Below are 17,532 nucleotides of genomic sequence, written 5' to 3' on the forward strand. Positions count from 1 at the left end.
CATGTATCAAATTTCATTTAAAGAAGAAGCGTTGCAACCGAGAGAGCGTCTGGTAGAAGTAGGAGCTGATAAATTGAGCAATCAGGAATTATTGGCTATTTTCATTCGAACTGGAACGAAAAAAGAACCTGTTTCGGTTGTTTCCAATCAATTATTGTCCAAATTAGAGAGTCTATCTTCATTAGCAGACTTGTCGCTGGAAGAATTACAGCAAATAACGGGCATTGGTCGAGTCAAGGCTATTGAGATAAAAGCCATGATTGAACTGGGCAAACGGATTAACAAGTCAGAGCTTGCGCAACGAGAGCAGATTTTAGGGAGTGAGAAACTGGGGCTCAAGATGATTCAGGAAATAGGGATGAAAAAACAGGAACATCTCGTCGCACTCTACCTTAATACTCAAAATAAAATCATTTCCCAGCGGACGATTTTTATCGGTAGCGTGAATCGGAGTATCGCAGAGCCGAGGGAGATTTTACATTATGCAGTCAAGTGCATGGCGACGTCCATTATTATCATCCACAATCATCCGTCTGGCTCTGTCTTGCCTAGCAAAAACGATATGCTCTTTACGGACAAACTAAAAGAGTCCTGCGACATGATAGGACTCGTTTTACTGGATCATTTGATTGTGGGGCAAGATGATTATTATAGTTTTCGTGAAGAAAGTGAATTTTCTTAGAATTCTTGCACAAAATAATCAAATAAGGCTTGGTTCTGTGGAGAAGATTTCCAGAGGAGCTCAGGATGCCATTGGACTCCCAAAAATCGGCTACCGTCTGTTGTTTCGACCGCTTCGATAATGCCATCTTGGCTAGAAGTCGCAACAACCTTTAAATTACTGGCCAAGTCTTTGATAGATTGATGGTGGAAAGAGTTGATAAAAGTGGATTTTCCAAAAAATTTAGCAAAGAGGCTGTCTTCAGCAATGTCAATAGAATGATGAGGCACATGAGCTAGGCTTTCTTGCCAGTGCTGAGGGATATCTTGGTGAAGTGTCCCTCCCATAGCCACATTAAAGAGCTGCAGACCGCGACAGATGGCTAAAATTGGTTTTCCTTGCAATCTAGCTTCCTTTATCAAGGCTAGTTCAAATAAATCTCTTTCCAGCAAGTAATCATCGCTCACAATTGTTTGCTCTTCTTGGTAGAACTGAGGAAGAACATTTTGCCCACCAGTTAGGATTAATTTATCAATCATGGAAATGTAGCTTGCAGCATAAGCTGGGTCAGCTATCGGCATGATAATGGGAAGGCCACCAGCTTGTCGCACAGCTTCAGGAAATCCTGTAGCTGCATAAGACATCCGTGGAGATACGGTATCTGTTTGGTCAAAAAATTGATTGCCTGTAATTCCGATAATGTGTTGTATCTGTTGTATCATAGAACTAATTTTTCCGCATGAAGTAGAGTAGTGTTTGCAATTCGCTCGTCAAGTCAACATACTGAACAACCACGTCTTTTGGTACGGTAAGATTGACTGGGGAGAAGCTAAGAATCCCTTTCACACCTGCCTCAACTAGGACATCAGTGACTTCTTGAGCTTTTGAGCTTGGAACAGTTAAAATAGCTGTTTTGGAATTTGCTTCTGCAATACGGTCTCGAAGCTCAGAAATGGCGTAGATTGGAACATTTTCATCGCTGCTTCCGATGGCAGGATGCCCATCTGCTTCAAAGGCCATCACAATTTTCATTTTATTGCGTTCATGAAAGCGGTAGTGAAGGAGTGCGCGTCCCATGTTTCCGACTCCGACAAGCATCACATTTGTAATGGAATTATCATTCAAGATATCCGCGAAGAAGTCCATTAATTTCTTAACATCGTATCCAAACCCGCGTCGACCTAGCTCGCCAAAATAGGAAAAATCTCGGCGGACTGTTGCAGAGTCAATTCCGATAGCTTCTGCAATTTCTTTTGAGCTCGCTTTCTCAATATTTTCGCGGTGGAATCGTTTGAAAATCCGGTAATACAATGAGAGGCGTTTAGCTGTTGCACGTGGAATAGCGGTTTCTTTTCCATTTTTCACAATCTTTTTCTCCATTCAGCATTTTATACTTTATTTTAAAACATGTTTGTGAAAATTGCAACAATAAGAGTTCGAAAAAACCAAGTCACTATAATGACTTGGTTTTTCTTAGTTATTTTTGGGATCAATCGCTTGCAAAAAGTGATACAAATCACCGATTAAACCACTGTATCCAAGGTCTTTTCCGTCTTGTGTTAAGCTCAATACTTTGAGATGGTCAGGAACAGTGACACAGCCCGAAAAAGCTAGTAGAATGTCATCAAAATGTTCATAAGTTTGAATACGCTCTTGTTTGTAAGAGTCAATATAACGAAGTTCAATCATATTTATGCCTTCTTTGTGAAAATATCACGGTCAATTAGACTGTCCATTAGGAAGTAGAATTTCTCTTGAATAACCTTGTTTGAGCCTTCTTTAAAGATGTTTACCAGTTTCAAACCTGATTTGTCAGTGATATTGATTTTAAAACTTGATAAATCTTTGTTAAGGATAATTTTTAAGAGGAATCCTTGATTTGAATTTGGAACTTCTTCTAGCATACGAGTTAGCTGGAAATTTCCCACAGCTGTTTGCTCGAAGGTGTTATCACGCAAAGTGTATTTTTTAATAGACGGGCTAATTTCATAAGTGAAGTCACAATCTTTAAGAGTGACTGATTTTTCAAATGCCATTATCTTGGCCTCCAATCATTTCTTTTAAGGTCTGAATGACAATATCCAGTTCTTTTTTGGTGTTTTGCTCCGAGAAGCTAAAGCGAAGGGACTCTGTTAGACGGTGAGAATCAGGTCCGTAAAGAGCAGTCAGTACGTGGCTTTTTTCAATGACGCCAGCTGTACAAGCAGATCCGCTGGAAACAGCAATGCCAGCTAAATCCAAACGCATCAGTAATTGTTCATTTAGTTGTCCAGGAAATCCCATGTTGAGAACATATGGAAGCGTGTTGGCGGATTCATTAACAAAGAAATCTAAATTGTCTAATCCATCAAGCAGGTAGGATTTTAATTGACGGACAGTTTCGTAAAATTCTTCTTGGTGTTGCAACTGTTCATTCAGCGCAGCAGCCATAGCTGTAATTCCTGCTAGGTTTTCCGTACCAGCTCGGTGGTGACTTTCCTGCTTACCGCCATGAATCAAGGAGTCAAAGTTTGGGATTCTACTGTAGAGAAATCCTTGACCTTTTGGTCCGTGAAATTTATGGGCAGAAGCAGAAAGGAAGTCAATACCTAATTCCTCAGGATAAATCGGGATCTTTCCAATTGCTTGTACTGCATCAACGTGGAAAACGGCTTGATGGTCAGCTAAGACTTGGCCGATTTCTTTAATTGGAAGAATCATGCCTGTCTCGTTGTTAGCAAACATGGTACTGACAAGAATGGTGTCTGGTCGTAAGGCATCAGCGATTTGCTGAGCAGTTATTTCCTGATCAATCGGGTTGATATAGGTGACTTCAAACCCAAATCGTTTCTCCAAATAGTCCATGACATGAAGAACGGCATGGTGTTCAATTGCAGTTGTAATTAGGTGTTTTCCCCTGTCTTGATTGGCAAGGGCGTAGCCTTGGATAGCCAGTGTATCGGCCTCAGAGCCGCCAGATGTAAAAATAATATTGTCCGGCTTTGTTTTTAGCGAGTTTGCAATACTGTAACGTGCCTCGCGCAGCACTTTATTAGCAGCTCGACCAAAAGCGTGGATGCTAGACGGATTTCCAAAGATTTCCTGAGAAGTCTGCATTAAAGCATCAAGCGCAACTGTTGAAAGTGGAGTTGTTGCAGCATTATCCAAGTAGATCAATGACTGACCTCCTATTGTTTTTTCTTTTCTTTCTGGAAGCTAAAGAGTGGACTAACTGGACGACGTTCGTGGATGCGGAGTAGTGCATCAGCGATGAGCTCGCTAGCAGTCAGATAAGCAATATTTTTTGGCATCACTTCTTGTTTAGCAACAGAATCAGTTACCAAAATTTCTTTAATCGGAGCAGCATCAAGTAATTCAACTGCATTTCCTGCAAAGAGACCGTGGCTGGCAACGGCATAAATCTCAGTTGCACCATCACGCTCAACAATTTTAGCAGCTTCTGAGAATGTTTTACCTGTATTGAGGATGTCGTCAATCAAGATTGCTTTTTTACCAGCGACATCACCGATGATATAGCCTTCTGCTCGGTCGGCGTCATCTTGTGGGTAATCAATGATAGCGATTGGTGCATCCAAGTACTCTGCCAAGCTACGGGCACGTTTGATACCTGAATTTTTAGGGCTAACAATTACGACATCTGAACCTGTCAAACCTTTTTTAGTATAGTGCTCAGCAAAGAGTGGAACAGTATAGAGGTTATCAACCGGAATATCGAAGAACCCTTGAACTTGGACCGCATGGAGGTCAAGGGTTACAACGCGGTCAACTCCAGCTTTCACCAACATATTGGCAACTAATTTTGCTGTGATTGGTTCGCGAGGAGCAGCCGTACGGTCTTGGCGAGCGTAGCCGAAATAAGGCATGACGACTGTAACTGAGTTTGCACTGGCACGAACACAAGCGTCAACCATGATGAGTACTTCCCAAAGGTGGTTATTCACTGGGTAGCTAGTTGACTGGATAATGTAAACATCAACACCACGAACACTTTCTTCGATATTGATTTGAATTTCTCCGTCTGAAAATTGACGAGAAGACATTTTTCCGATAGGGATACCAGAAACTTCTGAGATTTTTTCAGCAATTTCCTTATTTCCATTTAAAGCGAACAATTTGATTTGTTTATCGCCGTAGGGTTGTACCATGACAAAATAACTCCTTCATTCTATGAGGTGGTCTAGCAGACCACACATTTTTCCAATAGTCCTATTTTACCAAATTTTACCATATTTTTCATGTTTGAAAAATAAAAATCAGCCTATTTGACTGATTTTTTTTGAGCAGCTGTACGAGCAACCTTGCTGCTAGCATATTTGAACTGGATCTTGTGGCTGGATAGAAAATCATCAAAAGCAATTTTTCCAGCATCTGCATCGCCAACTTCGACTTCGAGTTCGTAGTCGGTTTGTCCGAGATAATTGTTTTCATCCAAGGCCATGAGGCCGATGGCTGTTCTTTTTTCCAAGCGTTTTGTGGTCAAGAATCCCCAAACATCCAGCTCAGAGAGGGGGATTTCTTTTTCGGCTAGAAGATCCTTAATGGTGCCTGCAGGTAGGTAGAACGCTTCAATTATTTCTTTCGCTTCAGCAAGCGATAGGCTTTGATTGTATTCCATATTGCCAATTTCTTGAGGGATTTTCAAGGTTAGCTCAGCAGCATCGTGAAAAGTTCGGATGCGAAGAGAGCAACGATTGGCTTTCATGGCAAAATCAGGTGTGTCAATATAGTAGTTTGTTTGCTCTACAAGGTCAACATCAGAAAAGAGAGGTTGCAATTTCAGGTATTCCTCTTGTGTTAGCAGTGTTTTGTATTCAATTTCTAAGTGGTTCATTTTCAGTAGAGGAAATGCCTTTCATATGATATAATAGTCTTTGTTATTCTATACGAAAAATGAAATTTTTACAAGAAGAGAATTCGAAGGGAGAATAGATGGAGTTGGACTGGGAAGAATTTTTAGATCCCTATATTCAAACAGTAGGCGAGCTAAAAATTAAGTTACGTGGGATTCGGAAGCAGTATCGCAAGGCGAATCGTCATTCACCAATTGAGTTTGTAACAGGTCGTGTTAAGCCGATTGAATCCATCAAGGAAAAGATGGTTTTACGCCACATCAAGGAAGAAAATCTAGCTCGAGACATGCAGGATATTGCCGGCGTGCGGATCATGGTGCAGTTCGTTGATGACGTGGAAGAAGTTTTGGAAATTATTCGCCAGCGCAAGGATATGCAGATTGTTCATGAACGCGATTATATTACCAACATGAAGACTTCAGGTTATCGTTCCTACCATGTGGTGATCGAGTATCCAGTTGATACTATCAATGGAAATAAAATCGTTTTGGCAGAGATTCAAATTCGGACCTTGTCCATGAATTTTTGGGCAACAATTGAACATTCGCTCAATTACAAGTACAAGGGGAATTTCCCGGAAGAAATCAAAAAGCGCCTAGAAGTAACTGCGAAAATTGCCTATCAATTAGACGAAGAAATGCGGAAAATCCGCGACGATATTCAAGAAGCACAAGCTCTTTTTGATCCTGCTCACCGCAAATTAAATGACGGTGTTGGAAATAGTGACGATACAGATGAAGAATACAGATAGAAAAAAAATTGCCCTGCTCAGTAGCAGAAACCCGAAAAGTGAAGCTGTTTCCAAGGAATTATGGAATAAATTAAAAGATGCGAATTTTATCATGACACCTAAAAATCCGGATATCGTTATTTCGATTGGTGGAGATGGTATGCTCTTGTCCGCTTTTCATAAATATGAAAATATTCTTGATAAAGTCCGTTTTGTAGGTGTTCATACAGGGCATCTTGGTTTTTACACGGACTATCGTAATTTTGAGATTGATGAATTGGTCGAGAATTTGAAGTTGGATACAGGTGCCAAAGTGTCGTACCCTATCCTCAATGTGAAAATTCGGATGATTGATGGGCGTGTTGTGACTGCTCGCGCATTGAACGAAGCGACGATTAAGCGCTTGTCCAAGACAATGGTGGCAGATATCCATATCAATGGGGTGCCTTTTGAGCGATTCCGTGGCGATGGAATTGCAGTTTCTACGCCAACAGGTTCAACAGCCTACAACAAATCACTTGGCGGTGCCGTCTTACATCCGACTATTGAAGCCTTGCAAATTGCAGAAGTAGCTAGCCTAAACAATCGTGTCTATCGGACACTGGGTTCTTCGATTGTAGTGCCTAAAAAAGATAAAATTATCATCGACCCGCAACACGATGACCGTTATTCAATCGCTATTGATAACCGTACCTTTGTCTACGATAATATTGAACAAATTGATTATCAAATTGACAACCATAAAATCAATTTCGTAGCTACTCCTCGCCACACCAGTTTCTGGAATCGCGTCAAGGATGCTTTTATTGGAGAGGTGGAATAATGCGATTTGAATTTATTGTTGATCAGCGGATGAATGTCAAAAATCTCTTGAAAAAGCATGATATTTCTAAGTCACTTCTAGCAAAAATCAAGTTTGCTGGGGGTGATATTCAGGTGAATGGCGTTCGGCAGAATGCCATTTTCCTTGTAGAAATTGGAGACCGTGTTACCATTGACATTCCCAGCGAAGAAGATGTGACTGGGAGTTTAGCACCTGTTGATGTTCCTTTGGATATTGTCTATGAAGACGAGCATTTTATGATTATTGAAAAGCCCTATGGTGTGACTTCTATTCCGAGTAGTTTGCATTCAAATACCATCGCAAACTTTGTCAAGGCTTATTATTTGCAGCAGAACTACGAAAATAAGCGGGTCCACATCGTGACTCGCTTGGATAAGGATACCTCAGGCCTCATGCTTTTTGCCAAGCATGGCTATGCCCATGCTCGCCTTGATAAACAACTACAAGCAAAGCAAATCCATAAGCGCTACTATGCTTTAGTGCGTGGAGCGGGACATTTTGAGGAAACAGGGGATATCATTGCTCCCATTGGACGTCCAAATGATAGCATCATCACTCGATGTGTGACAAAATCGGGCAAGTATGCTCATACTTCTTATAAGGTTGTACAATCCTGGGGAGATGTGTATTTGGTGGATATCCAGCTCCATACAGGACGAACCCACCAAATTCGAGTGCATTTTGCCCATATCGGTTTTCCGCTTTTAGGAGATGACCTCTACGGTGGAAGCTTGGATTATGGAATTGAGCGGCAGGCTTTGCATTGTCATCTGTTGGAATTTTTCAATCCTTTTTCAGAAAAAAACTTGGTGCTCAAAAGTACACTACCAGCTGATTTTAAAGCAATTATAGATTCTTTTCAGAAAGAAGATGAAGCATTTGACAAATAGGATTCAAAGCGTTATCATTATCAAGAAATGAATAATAATTTGAGGTATAAAATGGAAATTCGGAACTTATTTGGTGAATTGAAGCATAAAATCGTCGGCAAAAAACTTCGTATTGTTTTCCCAGAGGGAACAGATGAGCGTGTTGTTCGTGCGGCTGCTCGTTTGAAATTTGAAGGTTTGGCTGAGCCAATTATCTTGGGTGTACCAGAAGAAGTACACACTTTGTTGACAGAATTTGGCTTCTCAAACCCAGGTATCACTGTTATCAATCCAAACGATTATGCTAACTTTGAAACAATGAAGCAAGAATTCGTTAGCCTTCGTAAAGGTAAAGTGGACGAAGCACAAGCAGATACTATTTTGCGTGATGTCAACTACTTTGGTGTTATGTTGGTGCAAATGGGCTTGGCTGAAGGTATGGTTTCAGGTGCGGCTCACTCAACAGCAGATACTGTTCGTCCTGCCCTTCAAATTATCAAAACAAAACCAGGTGTGAAACGTACTTCAGGTGTCTTCCTCATGGTTAAAGATGAGCACAAATACATCTTTGGTGACTGTGCTATCAACATTGATCCTGATGCTGAAACATTGGCTGAAATCGCGATTAACTCAGCAGCAACAGCTGAAACCTTCGGTATTGATCCTAAAGTAGCTATGATTTCTTACTCAACAAAAGGTTCTGGTTCAGGACCACACGTTGATAAGGTCGTAGAAGCAACTCGTATTGCAAACGAACTTCGTCCAGATCTTTTGATTGACGGTGAATTGCAAATGGATGCTGCTCTTGAGCCAAACACTGCTCGTTTGAAAGCACCAAACAGCCCAGTTGCAGGTCAAGCTAATGTATTTATCTTCCCAGCTATTGAAGCAGGAAACATCGCTTACAAGATTGCAGAACGTTTGGGTGGCTTTGATGCGGTAGGTCCAGTTCTCCAAGGATTGAACAAACCAGTTAATGACTTGTCTCGTGGCTGTAGTTCAGAAGATGTATACAAATTGGGAATTATCACTGCAGCACAAGCAGTTGATGCGTTTTAAAATATGAAATCATTATTGCGTTATTTCAAAGGTTATATCAAGGAAGCCAGTCTTGCTCCCTTGTTTAAGCTACTCGAAGCTTGTTTTGAGTTGTTTGTCCCTTTGGTGATTGCGGCAATTGTTGATCAGATTATTCCACATGGCAATCAGGGGAACTTGGTTGCCATGGTTTTATTATTGATGGGATTAGCAGTTGTTGGAGTTGTCGTTGCCTTGATTGCCCAGTATTATTCGGCAAAGGCGGCGGTAGGCTATACAAAACAATTAACTCAAGACCTTTATAAGAAAGTACTTTCTCTTCCAAAAGTCAATCAAGACCAGCTGTCTACCTCTAGTCTTTTGACTCGGTTGACCAGTGATAGCTTGCAGATTCAGACTGGAATCAATACCTTCCTTCGCCTCTTTCTGCGTGCTCCAATTGTTGTATTTGGAGCTCTCTTGATGGCTTTTCGGATTAGTCCACGCTTGTCTATCTTATTTGTGGTGATGATTGCCATTTTATTTACCATCGTTATCGTGATTTCGCGGATTTCTTCTTGTTATTTTGCTACGATTCGTCTTGGACTGGATCAGTTGGTCAAATCTGTACGTGAAAATAGTTTGGGTATGCGTGTGATTCGTGCTTTCGGCCAACGAAATCGGGAAATTGCAGGTTTCACGGAGAAAAATACTTCTTATCAACATTTGCAAGTTCAAGCAGGATACTGGTCTGCCTTGCTGACACCGGCAACTTACTTGGTGGTCAATCTGACCTTGGTTGTCTTGATTTGGAAGGGCCAAATCTCTATCGCAGCAAATGCTTTGGAAGTTGGTATGTTGGTTGCTTTGATCAATTATCTCTTGCAGATACTGGTCGAGTTGGTCAAGCTGGTTATGGTTGTTACTGCTTTAAATCAGACCTTTATCAGTGCCCAACGCGTTCAGGAAATCTTTGAGCAGGATTCAGAGGATTTAGAAGCTATCTTGGAGCGGGAAAAGAGCACAATACCTGGGCAGGCGATTCTTGTCCAAAAAGCAACTTTTACCTACCCAACAGCCGTAGAGCCGTCTTTGGAAAATATAGATTTTTCTTTGCAAGCGAGCGACTTTTTCGGTATTATCGGAGGAACTGGCTCTGGTAAATCTAGTCTAATTCAGCTATTGCTGCGTTTTTATCAACCAGATACAGGTAGAATTACTGTCTACAAAGATGATTATAGCCCTCAGAATCTGAAAAATTGGCGAGAATTATTTGCCTTTGTTCCTCAAAAAGCCCAATTATTCAGCGGCAGTATCGCTTCGAATCTGACCTTGGGATTGTCAGATGTTTCTCAAGAGAAGATGTGGTGGGCTCTGACCATTGCACAAGCCAAGGAATTTGTGGTCGAAAAAGGCGGTCTAGATGCAAGAGTAGAAGCCTTTGGGCAGAATTTTTCAGGCGGACAGCGGCAGCGATTAACCATTGCCAGAGCTATTTTACAAGAAGCCCCAATCTTGGTCTTGGACGATTCGACATCGGCTTTGGATTATCTGACAGAAAGTCGTTTGTTGACAGCTATTCGTCACGAGTTGCTTTCTCAGACCTTGATCATGATTTCGCAGCGGACCAATAGTTTGCGTCACGCCAATCAGATTTTAGTCTTAGACCAAGGACAGCAGGCTGGCCTTGGTCGACATGAAGAATTGCTCGAGAATTGCCCTGTATACCAAGAAATCCATCATTCTCAGCAAAATAAAGGAGGTGCGTCATGAGAAAAAAAGAGACGAAACCAATCCTTGGAAAATTACTGAAATTGATGACCAAATACCCTCTCCGACTTGGGCTTATCTTGCTAGGAACGCTTGTCCAAGTGCTGCTAACAGTCTATCTTCCCATCCTAATGGGGCAGGCTATTGATACCATATTGGCCGGTCAAGGACTAGCTCCTGTTATGGTTATTCTATGGAAAATGCTAGCAGTAGTAGCCGGCAATACTCTTATCCAGTGGGTAATCCCTCTACTGACCAATCAAATTATCTACGCCGTCATGGCAGACTTACGCCAGCAAGTTTTTGAGAAACTACACCAATTACCACTTAGCTACCTAGACCGTCAAAGTATTGGCGATATAGTTGCTCGGATTTCTTCAGACAGTGAACAGCTGACAAATGGTTTGGTCATGATTTTTAATCAATTTTTAGTTGGCATTTTAACCATTCTCTTTACCATTATCACAATGGCCCAGCTGGATAGCTTGATGATGCTTATCGTTGTAGCTCTGACTCCGCTCTCTCTCTTTATGGCTCGATTTATTGCCAAAAAAAGTTACCTTTATTATCGTCAGCAAACTCAGTCGCGTGGGGAGCAAACGACTTATCTGGAAGAAAGCATGGGAAATCTTTCCTTGATTCAGGCTTTCAATGCGCAAGAGCAATCTACAGCTGATTTTGAAGTTGTAAATCAACAGTATGCACAGCATTCCCAACGAGCGATCTTTGCCTCATCGACTATTAATCCAACGACTCGATTTGTCAATGCGACAATTTATGCCTTATTGACGGGTCTGGGGGCATGGCGGATTATGCAGGGGACTTTTACGGTCGGTTCTTTGACGACCTTCCTCAACTACGTCAATCAGTACACCAAGCCTTTTAATGACATTTCCTCGGTTTTATCCGAGTTACAAAGTGCCATGGCTTGTGCAGAACGCCTGTTTGATATTTTGGAGCAGCCTTCCATTCAGGAAAATAATGTCAAGGAACTGCAATTTTCAGATGTAGAGGGAGCTTTTGATTTTGAAAATGTCGCCTTTTCATACGATGCTAAAAAATCCTTGATTGAAGACCTCAACCTCACTATCCCTTCTGGGAGCACAGTAGCCATCGTAGGACCAACGGGCGCAGGTAAATCAACCTTGATTAACCTCCTCATGCGATTTTATGATACCAATCAAGGGAGAATCTTGATAGATGGCAATTCAATTACAGACTATAGTCGGGACTCGCTTCGCCGTCAAATTGGTATGGTGCTCCAAGAAACGTGGCTTAAAACAGCTACCATTCATGAAAATATCGCCTACGGTTATCCAAATGCAACCCGAGAATTAGTCGTGGAAGCAGCCAAAGCAGCCAATGCTGATTTCTTTATTCGCCAATTACCAAACGGATATGACACCTATCTAGCCGATGCAGGCGAGTCGCTCTCTCAAGGGCAACGACAATTGCTGGCTATTGCACGTATCTTTGTCAAAGTGCCGAAAATTCTAATCCTAGATGAAGCGACGTCTTCCATTGATACACGGACGGAAGTCTACATCCAAGAAGCCTTTGATAAACTGATGGACGGGCGGACTAGTTTCATCATTGCTCACCGTCTGTCAACCATTCAGTCAGCTGACATCATTTTGGTTATGGTCGACGGCAAGATTGTTGAACAAGGCAATCACGATAGCCTGATGGCAAGCAAGGGATTCTATTACCAAATGGTCCAAAGTCAGGGAACAATTCAACTGTGCGGGGGTGGGAAGACGAACTCTTTCTGATTAGTCAGAGTTCTTTCCCACTCCCTTTTATGATATACTGGATATATGTTAGATTTGAATGAGTATGGAATTGAGATGTGGCCGAATGAGAAGATTCGAGCTTTTCGTAAGGCTTTGTTGGACTGGTATGATGCCAATAAGCGTGACCTACCTTGGCGTAGAACTTCAGATCCCTATGCGATTTGGGTATCAGAAATAATGCTGCAACAGACGCGTGTAGATATTGTCATTCCCTATTACGAAAGTTTTTTGTATCGCTTGCCGACCATTTCGGACTTGGCAGCAGCAGATGAAGAAACCCTCCTCAAAGTCTGGGAGGGACTGGGATACTATTCTCGCGTGCGCAATATGCGGACAGCGGCTCAACAGATGATGGAGCATTTTGATGGACAATTTCCCACTACCTACCAAGAAATTACAAGCTTAAAAGGAATTGGTCCCTACACTGCGGGAGCTATTTCCAGTATTGCTTTTAATTTACCTGAGCCTGCGGTGGATGGCAATGTTATGCGGGTGCTAAGTCGTCTTTTTGAGGTCAATTATGATATCGGTGTTCCTAGCAATCGAAAAATTTTCCAAGCTATGATGGAGATTTTGATTGACCCTGAACGTCCGGGAGACTTTAATCAGGCTCTGATGGACTTAGGTTCTGACATTGAATCACCTGTTAATCCACGTCCAGAGGATAGCCCGGTTAAGGAGTTTAGCGCAGCTTATTTGCACGGAACCATGGACAAATATCCGATCAAAGCTCCTAAGAAGAAGCCGACGCCCGTCTATTATCAGGCCTATATCATCCGCAATCAGGCTAACCAATTTTTACTTGAAAAAAATACAGATGCAGGCCTCTTATCTGGTTTTTGGTCTTTTCCCTTGATTGAAAAATCTTCTTCCAGCACAAAAGAAATCAATCTTTTTGAAGTCGTAGAAGTAGTGGATGTCTTGGGTTTATTTGAAAAAAATTACGGACAGAAAGTTCAATGGCTGGAGCAAGAATTTCAACCGGTTCAACATATTTTTAGTCACCGAAAATGGCAAGTTGACTTGGTTGAAGGCATTGTGGAAGAAGACAAGGTGGATAAGGACCGCGAGTTACGTTGGGTTTCCGTCGAAGATTTTCATGCCTACCCCTTTGCCAAACCCCAGCAAAAAATGTGGGATTCCTATCTCAAGGGCAAAGCAAAACACAAATAAAATAAAAACAGCAGAATTGTGATAGACAAACTGCTGTTTTCTTGTTTATAAATCATTCCACTCAGTGACGGTTTGATAAACTTTTTTAGTCCAATTTTTTAATCCATCCCCATCATACTTCAGATATACTACTCTTGATTTGAGTGAATTTGGAACTATATTTTCAAATTCTGATCTATTTTGCTCTGGAATCACACAGATAAATAATAAGCCATCTAAGTCCACCTTATCTTTGATTTTAACAAGATGGTAACCATCAAAGATAAAGTTGGGCTCCTTCGCTAAATTTTCATAGAGAAAATGAAAGCTGACTCCCGGCACAAACAACTCATTGAGCTCGTTTTCCGTAGGTGCTCGATGGAGTAAGCGTTCCATTGCAAGCCTGTATCCAGATGTTACATTTGACCAGGCAAACATAATATAGTCAAAGTAATCTGCAGGATCGCTGGCTGCATTCCGAGAATCCATTACCAAATCAGTACTAGATTTTTTCAACGCTTGCACCGCAGACAATAGCTTGCCATCAGTAAAAATCTGTTTAGCTGTATCGATAGTAGTTGTGTGACTGACAAAATCCGATACTAAACAAAGGCTTTCCTCAGTATAAATCGCACTTGATTCTTTGGAGAATGGGAAAAAGGGATATTCAGGAGTATCCTGCGCGACATAGTCGGTTATCTTCTCCAAAAGTAATTTATTATTGCAAATAATCTCGGTCTTTCGATGATAGTACTTTTCATAGGCAATAAATTTACTTATCCGATCAAGTTCTGCCGGATGAATCGTCGGATAATCCTGTAAAGCTATAAAATAAGTCCCGCCCCACTGGATTGTGTAGTTTCCATTTGTAATTTCGATTTTCATGTCTTGTCTCTCATATGATTATTTTTACCTGATATTAGTTTATTATTTTTTACCAAAATTGCACACAAAAACTTGAAAGCGTTTTAAAAAAGAGATATAATGTAAGCGAAATGAGGGAGGTGCCCTCATAGGTATTACTTTTCACTCCTTGGTTTTCTGGTCGGTGCTCATCATTGTAGATTTTGGAGGAAAATATCTAGAGTAGATGATGATAGGCGAGAAAACCTTTGCTTTAAAGGAAGGTTTGTTCTCTAGTGCTCAACTAAAATTCATTTATCTATTGTTTATCATCACTTTATTAGCCTTGCTACCCTACTACATCATAAGAAAGGCTAATGCGCTCAAGTAGGCTTTACTAGGTCTATTGTTGGTATTCAAAAAAATTTGATCGACAGTTACGACTTATTTTAATCATTCATATTTTAGAGTAGGAAAGTTAGATTAGGGGTAGCTAAATACAATTTTAATTATTTATCTTGTTATAGAGAATGAACCTTCCCATTTAGAAATCCCAAAGAGGCGAAAGCCTCTTTTTTTGTGACTTATCCACCAAAAAAACCACCAAGTGGTGGTTTTCATTTTATCCAACAAATTCGTTGATTTCTTTTTCAATAGTTGCGATTTTTGTTTCAGCTTCCTCAAGTGTATCGCCAACCGTTGCAATGTAGAATTTGATTTTTGGTTCTGTACCTGAAGGGCGGACTGCAAACCAAGAATCATCTGAAAGTGTGTACTTGAGAACGTTACTTGGTGGTGTAGTAAGGCTAGTCACGCCTTGAGCAGAAGTAGCAGTTTGTTCCAAGAAGTCTTCTGTCAATGCAATTTCAGTTTGGTTAAATTGTTTTGGTGCATTACCACGGAATTTATCCATGATTTTCTTGATTTCAGCTGCACCGTCCATACCTGAAAGGGTCACAGAAATTGTCTTTTCAGCAAAGTAGCCGTATTCTTTGAAGATTTCGTCAATACCATCAGCCAATGTCAAACCACGAGAACGGTAGTAAGCAGCAATTTCAGCTACTAAGAGAACAGCTTGGATGGCATCTTTGTCACGGACAAATGGTTTAATCAGGTAGCCAAAGCTTTCTTCAAAACCAAACATGTAGGTGTGACTATTTGTATCTTCAAACTCTTGAATTTTTTCAGCGATAAATTTGAAGCCAGTCAAGACGTTAAACATGGTTGCGCCGTAACTTTCAGCAATCTTCGTCACTAATTCAGTTGAAACGATAGATTTGCAGACAGCTGCATTTTCTGGAAGAGTACCTGCTTGTTTGTGGGCTTCTAAAATGTATTTGGCCAAGAGTGCACCGATTTGGTTACCAGAGAGGTTCCAGTAAGAACCGTCTGCTTGGCGGATTTCAACACCGACACGGTCAGCATCAGGGTCAGTTGCTAGAAGGACATCGGCGTCTACTTGACGGCCAAGTTCTTCTGCCATTGCAAATGCTGCCTGGCTTTCTGGGTTTGGAGAAGCAACAGTTGAGAAATCTGGGTCAGCAGTAGCTTGCGCTTCAACCATTTGAACAGATTCAAAGCCAGCTTGTGCCAAAGCACGACGAGTCAACATTTCGCCTGTACCATGAAGTGGTGTGTAGACAATCTTCATATCACGGCCAAATTCTTTAATCAAGTCAGGATTGATGGTGATAGATTTGAGTTCTTCTAAGTAGAGGGCGTCAGTTTCTTCGCCCAAGACTTTGATAAGGCCAGATTCTTTTGCAGTTTCAAGGTCAGCTAAAACAACTTCAAATGGATTGTCAATCGCACGAATGTAGTCTGTCAAGGCATCTGCATCTGCTGGCGGCATTTGTCCACCGTCTTCACCGTAGACCTTGTAGCCGTTAAACTCTTTTGGATTGTGACTTGCAGTAACCATGATACCTGCAACAGCATTGTAGTGACGCACTGCAAATGATAATTCAGGTGTTGGACGTAGGCTTTCAAAGACATAGGATTGGATGCCGTGAGCTGCCAAGACTTGAGCAGATTCAAATGCAAACTCTGGTGAGAAGTGACGTGAGTCGTAGGCAATAGCCACACCACGTTTTTTAGCTTCCTCACCTTTAGACTCAACTAATTTTGCCAAGCCTTCTGTTGCTTGACGAACGACGTAAATATTGATGCGGTTGGTACCAGTACCGATATAGCCACGCATACCTGCTGTACCAAATTCAAGATTTGTGTAGAAGGCATCTTCTTTTGTCTTTTCGTCCATAGCCAGTAAGTCCTCGCGGAGGTAATCTGGTAAATCTGCGACGTCAAGCCATTTTTGGTAATTTTCTGTATAGGTCATGTATTTCTCCTTTTTGAAAATATCTTGTTAATCGCTTTCATTATAACATTTTCAAAAGAAAAAAGCACGCTCTCACGTGACTTATTTCCTTATTTTTTTAGTTTTAACATATTTGGCACGATGGCAAGGGTCAAAGCTGCTGAAATCACCATTTCTGCAATAGCATTTGTGCCGATAATTCCTGCCAACATCAGTTGGATATTGCCATTGTAGACGGATGAAAAGAGGATAAAAATTCCACCGAGTACAAAAACAGTATTGGTCATAGAACCAATGGCACCTGCAAGAAGAAGTCCACCTTTATTTTTAAGCATTTTATAGGTGAAGTAAGGGGTAATCCCAATTAAAACGCGAGGCACAACTGCAATAACGAGTGACCAGAAATTCCCATTTGGAACAAAAGGGGTGAAAAGATAGCTCGTCGGTAAAAACAAGATTGTATTTGTGACCATACTAATCACTCCCATAAGTCCACCCAATGTAGCGCCGATACGCGGTCCATAAAGAATAGAAGCAATAATCACCGGTACATGCACCAGGGTTGGCTTGATAGGAAATGGTAGTAGGTTAAAAATAACCGAGCTCAACAGATGGATAACCAACATAACTGCAAAGAAAATGGCAATAGTAGCTACTTGATTTGATTTATTTTGTTTCACAATATA

Annotated in this window: 18 protein-coding genes; 8 read left to right on the forward strand and 10 right to left on the reverse strand. The window is 41.2% G+C overall.

The features are described from left to right. The first annotated feature begins 1 nt into the window (after position 1). Complete coding sequence (gene radC / locus J2T50_RS05210; RefSeq protein ID WP_253364382.1) at positions 2 to 682, forward strand: RadC family protein; 681 nt, start codon at positions 2 to 4, stop codon at positions 680 to 682. Here radC and J2T50_RS05215 read toward each other — a convergent pair. The 7 genes from J2T50_RS05215 to J2T50_RS05245 form a co-directional block, all read right to left on the reverse strand. Further along, a complete protein-coding gene (locus tag J2T50_RS05215) occupies positions 679 to 1,383 on the reverse strand; it encodes a gamma-glutamyl-gamma-aminobutyrate hydrolase family protein (protein ID WP_253364384.1) in 705 nt (234 codons plus the stop codon). The genes radC and J2T50_RS05215 overlap by 4 nt on opposite strands. A 4-nt stretch (positions 1,384 to 1,387) precedes the next feature. Then, a complete protein-coding gene (locus J2T50_RS05220; protein ID WP_253364386.1) occupies positions 1,388 to 2,041 on the reverse strand; it encodes a redox-sensing transcriptional repressor Rex in 654 nt (217 codons plus the stop codon). 93 nt (positions 2,042 to 2,134) lie between these two features. Further along, on the reverse strand, positions 2,135 to 2,350 hold the full coding sequence (locus tag J2T50_RS05225; RefSeq protein WP_253364388.1) for a DUF4649 family protein: 216 nt from the start codon (positions 2,348 to 2,350) through the stop codon (positions 2,135 to 2,137). Between the two features lie 2 nt (positions 2,351 to 2,352). Beyond that, a complete protein-coding gene (locus J2T50_RS05230) occupies positions 2,353 to 2,697 on the reverse strand; it encodes a DUF1831 domain-containing protein (RefSeq protein WP_253364390.1) in 345 nt (114 codons plus the stop codon). Further along, positions 2,687 to 3,817, reverse strand: a complete 1,131-nt coding sequence (locus tag J2T50_RS05235) for a cysteine desulfurase family protein (protein ID WP_253364392.1) — start codon at positions 3,815 to 3,817, stop codon at positions 2,687 to 2,689. Before J2T50_RS05235 ends, J2T50_RS05230 begins: the two co-directional genes overlap by 11 nt. Positions 3,818 to 3,828: 11 nt before the next feature. Continuing rightward, positions 3,829 to 4,806 carry a ribose-phosphate diphosphokinase gene (locus tag J2T50_RS05240; protein WP_253364394.1) on the reverse strand — a complete coding sequence of 326 codons (978 nt, stop codon included), beginning with the start codon at positions 4,804 to 4,806 and terminating at the stop codon, positions 3,829 to 3,831. A 113-nt stretch (positions 4,807 to 4,919) separates the two neighbouring features. Next, entirely contained in the window at positions 4,920 to 5,492 is a 573-nt protein-coding gene (locus J2T50_RS05245) for a CYTH domain-containing protein (protein WP_253364396.1), read from the reverse strand. A 98-nt stretch (positions 5,493 to 5,590) separates the two neighbouring features. On the opposite strand from J2T50_RS05245, the gene yjbM reads away from it, so the two are divergent. From yjbM to mutY, 7 genes are read left to right on the forward strand one after another with little or no spacing between them, the layout of a single operon-like run. Continuing rightward, positions 5,591 to 6,262, forward strand: a complete 672-nt coding sequence (gene yjbM, locus J2T50_RS05250; protein WP_253364398.1) for a GTP diphosphokinase — start codon at positions 5,591 to 5,593, stop codon at positions 6,260 to 6,262. Continuing rightward, complete coding sequence (locus tag J2T50_RS05255; protein WP_253364399.1) at positions 6,246 to 7,064, forward strand: NAD kinase; 819 nt, start codon at positions 6,246 to 6,248, stop codon at positions 7,062 to 7,064. Before yjbM ends, J2T50_RS05255 begins: the two co-directional genes overlap by 17 nt. Then, positions 7,064 to 7,975: an RluA family pseudouridine synthase gene (locus J2T50_RS05260; protein WP_253364401.1), complete on the forward strand. Its 912-nt coding sequence runs from the start codon at positions 7,064 to 7,066 to the stop codon at positions 7,973 to 7,975. The genes J2T50_RS05255 and J2T50_RS05260 overlap by 1 nt, the downstream gene beginning before the upstream one ends. 51 nt (positions 7,976 to 8,026) lie before the next feature. Beyond that, entirely contained in the window at positions 8,027 to 9,013 is a 987-nt protein-coding gene (pta, locus tag J2T50_RS05265; RefSeq protein WP_253364403.1) for a phosphate acetyltransferase, read from the forward strand. Between the two features lie 3 nt (positions 9,014 to 9,016). Then, positions 9,017 to 10,744, forward strand: coding sequence for an ABC transporter ATP-binding protein (locus J2T50_RS05270; RefSeq protein WP_253364405.1), 1,728 nt, complete (start codon positions 9,017 to 9,019; stop codon positions 10,742 to 10,744). Then, on the forward strand, positions 10,741 to 12,513 hold the full coding sequence (locus J2T50_RS05275; RefSeq protein WP_435533067.1) for an ABC transporter ATP-binding protein: 1,773 nt from the start codon (positions 10,741 to 10,743) through the stop codon (positions 12,511 to 12,513). Before J2T50_RS05270 ends, J2T50_RS05275 begins: the two co-directional genes overlap by 4 nt. A gap of 45 nt (positions 12,514 to 12,558) precedes the next feature. After that, positions 12,559 to 13,707 (forward strand): A/G-specific adenine glycosylase, encoded by a 1,149-nt coding sequence (gene mutY / locus J2T50_RS05280; RefSeq protein WP_253364407.1) that lies wholly within the window; start codon positions 12,559 to 12,561, stop codon positions 13,705 to 13,707. Positions 13,708 to 13,752: 45 nt separating this feature from the next. Here mutY and J2T50_RS05285 read toward each other — a convergent pair whose 3' ends face one another. The 3 genes from J2T50_RS05285 to J2T50_RS05295 all read right to left on the reverse strand — a co-directional run bounded on the left by J2T50_RS05285 (position 13,753) and on the right by J2T50_RS05295 (position 17,526). Beyond that, positions 13,753 to 14,571, reverse strand: a complete 819-nt coding sequence (locus tag J2T50_RS05285; protein WP_253364417.1) for a phosphate ABC transporter ATPase — start codon at positions 14,569 to 14,571, stop codon at positions 13,753 to 13,755. A 580-nt stretch (positions 14,572 to 15,151) separates the two neighbouring features. After that, complete coding sequence (locus tag J2T50_RS05290) at positions 15,152 to 16,867, reverse strand: phospho-sugar mutase (protein WP_253364419.1); 1,716 nt, start codon at positions 16,865 to 16,867, stop codon at positions 15,152 to 15,154. An 89-nt stretch (positions 16,868 to 16,956) separates the two neighbouring features. Beyond that, complete coding sequence (locus J2T50_RS05295) at positions 16,957 to 17,526, reverse strand: ECF transporter S component (RefSeq protein ID WP_253364421.1); 570 nt, start codon at positions 17,524 to 17,526, stop codon at positions 16,957 to 16,959. Between the last annotated feature and the right edge of the window lie 6 nt (positions 17,527 to 17,532).

Source organism: Streptococcus gallinaceus (genome assembly GCF_024170225.1).
Taxonomy (GTDB): Bacteria; Bacillota; Bacilli; order Lactobacillales; family Streptococcaceae; genus Streptococcus; species Streptococcus gallinaceus.